At 36.3% G+C, this 3,507-nt stretch carries 7 protein-coding genes; all 7 read right to left on the bottom strand.

All coding sequences use genetic code 11. From position 1 onward, the window contains the following. Positions 1 to 85: 85 nt before the first annotated feature. Entirely contained in the window at positions 86 to 301 is a 216-nt protein-coding gene (locus SNE38_RS18975; RefSeq protein WP_336047161.1) for a hypothetical protein, read from the bottom strand. A gap of 182 nt (positions 302 to 483) precedes the next feature. Continuing rightward, positions 484 to 942 carry a hypothetical protein gene (locus tag SNE38_RS18970; RefSeq protein WP_336047160.1) on the bottom strand — a complete coding sequence of 153 codons (459 nt, stop codon included), beginning with the start codon at positions 940 to 942 and terminating at the stop codon, positions 484 to 486. Continuing rightward, positions 942 to 1,661 (bottom strand): hypothetical protein, encoded by a 720-nt coding sequence (locus SNE38_RS18965; RefSeq protein WP_336047159.1) that lies wholly within the window; start codon positions 1,659 to 1,661, stop codon positions 942 to 944. Before SNE38_RS18965 ends, SNE38_RS18970 begins: the two co-directional genes overlap by 1 nt. After that, the gene (locus tag SNE38_RS18960; RefSeq protein WP_336047162.1) at positions 1,567 to 1,809 is read right to left on the bottom strand and encodes a pre-toxin TG domain-containing protein; all 243 of its coding nucleotides are present in this window, start codon (positions 1,807 to 1,809) and stop codon (positions 1,567 to 1,569) included. Before SNE38_RS18960 ends, SNE38_RS18965 begins: the two co-directional genes overlap by 95 nt. Before the next feature lie 87 nt (positions 1,810 to 1,896). Beyond that, positions 1,897 to 2,073, bottom strand: a complete 177-nt coding sequence (locus tag SNE38_RS18955; protein WP_336047158.1) for a hypothetical protein — start codon at positions 2,071 to 2,073, stop codon at positions 1,897 to 1,899. Positions 2,074 to 2,151: 78 nt separating this feature from the next. Then, entirely contained in the window at positions 2,152 to 2,634 is a 483-nt protein-coding gene (locus SNE38_RS18950) for an antitoxin YezG family protein (RefSeq protein ID WP_336047156.1), read from the bottom strand. Continuing rightward, positions 2,627 to 3,507: DNA/RNA non-specific endonuclease (locus SNE38_RS18945; protein WP_336047155.1), on the bottom strand; the 881-nt coding region annotated here is incomplete at its 5' end. The genes SNE38_RS18950 and SNE38_RS18945, both read right to left, overlap by 8 nt.

The following is a 3,507-nucleotide window of genomic DNA, read 5'->3' as shown; positions in this document are numbered from 1 at the left end:
GCCTTTTTCACCTTTCCTACAACCGGGATACTACCTAATGCCTTCCCGATTGCACCAAAAAAGCCTTTTCCTTTCTTCTTCGCCACTAGACATCACCCCCGGTTAGGGGAATCATGCCTAAAACATCGAGCGCTGAATCCAGGTCTTCATCCTCGTCGTCTTCGTCATCCGCTGCTTCTGCCACCGAAACCGGACCTTTCACAGAGCCTTCCATCATATATGCAAGGTTCTTTACTGCGAAGTAGACAGGCTTATTTAATATGTAATAAATAAGTAGAGCACAAATGAATAATAATTCCATTTGCGCTCTAAGTTTATTCTCTACTGTTTAAATATTATATATTCTACTTTTAACTACTTGAAAACAAAGGAGTTTAATTAAATAAATTAATATCTTAAAACTTTAAAACAAAATTAATAACATTATTCTGTACTTTCCTTTAATTATTCTTTCTGGTTTTCAGCTAATTCTATAAAACGAAATTATCTCTCTTCTTTACACAAATATAAGTAATCCCCAAATTTTGATAATACATCCCAATTCCTTGATACATCATCTTTTGTCACTCGTTCTTCTAATTCCCCAGTTATAGAATCTCTTTGTTCCATAGCAATATGACCATTTTCTTGATACCCAAAAATCATACTTTTTAATTGTATATCTTCTTCATATTCCCAATACATTATTGTCCTCAGAAATATCCTATTGCCCTCTTTAACAATAAAATCATAATTTAAATATTTACGGAGAAATTTATCTAGAAAACTCACTGAAACCCATTTATCAGTAATATTTACAAGGTAATTTGGCTGTTCTAAATCCCCTATAATAGCAGTATATGATTGACGATTTTCATGAAGTGTCTTTGCTGTATTCTCATCAATTATATTCCATGGTTTTTTTTTTATATTAGACCACTTATCACAATAGTGAATTTCCATTAATTATACACCCTCCCATTAATGTCGCGAATAATAATCCCTTTATTATTGGCCTCTTCAATAATTATTTTTGGAACAGGCTTTATTTGTACAGGGACTTCCAAAATTAATTCTCCCTCTAGTCGACCACCTTTTAAAGCATTAGGATTAAATTTACCAGCAGATATTTCTGAACCAGAAGAATACTTTTTAGTAAACTCACTTAAATAACCTAATGCCGTCTTATTTTGTACTTTAGCCAATTGAGTATATTTCCTCGAGATAATTTCCTCACCAGGAATATATGAATCGACCACATATTTCTTCCCATTGATTTCCTTTGCCTCTAACTCTATTTCATTATAAGGATATCGAGGGTGATTTTCCTTATTAAATCTATTTCCAGCTTCCCATTGTTTTTTTACAAAATCAGGTATAGGTTTTTTAGATTTTGAGTTATCTGTCCCCTGCTCCTTCGATTTCGCAGGTGTTACCGTTGTTGCGCTTACTTCACTTTTCGCCTGAGACGGTGCTTGCTGCTTTTGTGGATTCGTTGGTGTTGGAGACTTGGCTATATTTACTGTTTTATTTGTTGCTTTGCTACCCGATGTAGCTCCTGAAACAGCCTTTGCACCCAGCTTTACGCTATGCTTCACACCTTTTACTAAAGGTCCTCCTAAAATAGCAGCGGCTGATACTCCGCGCTTCCAGCTTTCTACCGGTAATTGGGTCTCTTCCAATCACGTCCTCAACCAATGCCTTCGCATTTCCTACTACCGGAATAAAGTCTAATCCTGCAGAGATTACATCTTTATAGCACCCTCTTTGAAGGACGTATACGCAACGGCCACTTTTCCGCTTGGGTAACGACGATGTCTTGTTATCGATTTAACTATCCGTATCTTAAATAATTAAAAAGAAATGGCGGTAGTTGCAATTTCCAACTACCACCATTTTAACATTTTTTCCATTAACTTACTTTACATCTAGAAGGTTAACTTCATACATTTCCGTCATATTCACATCAATTGGTAATAAAACATAGTAATATTGATTATTATCTACTATAAATTGAACTAATTTGGTTTTTGTAGGATTCCAAAAATCTTTTAAACTGGAATCATACTCTTTCAAATCTTCTTTATAATCCAATTCTAATAGATACCACTTGAGCTATTTGCTCTTCGGTAGCTCCAGGAGAAGCTTTAACCTTAACAGGACCACTAATGCCTAGTTTTCTTTATTTTTAATTGTCTGAAGATACTTTTCTAGATGCTTCTTTCCCGAGTTACTTTTTGGGACAATTCCCATATTTTCATACCTCCATATTGTCGCTATTTCATGGGGGTCAGCATTTGACAGATCGTCATAACTAAAATCTATTTTAAACTTTCCTGTGTTATCAAAAATCATAGTGAAACTTGTCCATGGCGCTTCATCAATATCGATAAACTCTCTCCATAACACTTTAATACTATCTAGCAATTGATGCCATTGTATCGAATACTCCACTTCACTTATGGTAAAGAGTTCGGTGATATCATGACTACAAATAGGTTTATCACTATCTTTAGGATAGTAATAGAAGTCAGCTTTTTGAGAACCGTCATTCACTTCGGCATAAAGATATACTTTTAACCACTCCTCCGGAATTGTATCTATTATAATTCCGACTATTTCTTGATATAATCTGCCTAATTTTTCATCATTCATCTAATTTCCCTCCCGGTACATTATCAAATCTCTTTTTCTCCCAACCATCTTCACCAATTTTATACTTAATTTCAAAACTATCTGGACGTTTTGAATCGCCCTTATAATTAGGTGTTATTTTTACTTTCACTTCATCTCCATGTCTAAGTGCGTCAGCCCACGAATTCTCAAGTTTTTTCCATTCACCTTTATTTAGGTTGCCATTCATTGGAACAAGATTATCTATATTACCAGAACCCTTGAAAATACTTGCAATCAAATGGCCACCCTCATCATCAGCTAGGCGATCTTCTCGTCCCACTTTCCTTTGAGCATAATTATTTCTTTTCCCTTTACCCAGCTCCAGGTTACCTTCACAGCTTGAAATACGTCCTTTACTGTCTGTTTTATAAGTATAACCTTCCTTAGTAGTATATTCTATATTCTCTTTTAACACCTTCCTACGTCCATCTTTCGTATATTGATCTCCATAGTTTACGTTGTTAGGAGCTTTATCTATCCCCTTACCCTGCTCCTTAGATCTCGCAGGTGATGCCGTTGTTGCACTAGCTTCGTTCTTTGCCAAGGAGGGTGCTTGCTGATTTGTCGGATTCGTTAGTGTTGGGGACTTGGCCAGATTTACTGTTTTATTTGTTGCTTTTTGCCCACCCGAAATAATGCCTGCGACTGCCTTTCCACCATGCTTCACACCTTTTACTAAAAGTCCTCCTAAAATAGCAGCGACTGATGCTCCGCGTTCCCAGCTTTCCAATTTCCTACCGGTAATTGGGTCTCTTCCGATCACGGCTTCAACCAATGCCTTCGCATTTCCTACTACCGGAATAAAGTCTAATCCTGCAGAGATTACGTCTTTATAGCCGCCCTCTTTGAAGG

This window comes from Solibacillus ferritrahens (assembly GCF_037027585.1).
In the GTDB taxonomy this organism is placed as follows: domain Bacteria; phylum Bacillota; class Bacilli; order Bacillales_A; family Planococcaceae; genus Solibacillus; species Solibacillus ferritrahens.
This window is presented reverse-complemented; position numbering and strand designations above follow the sequence as displayed.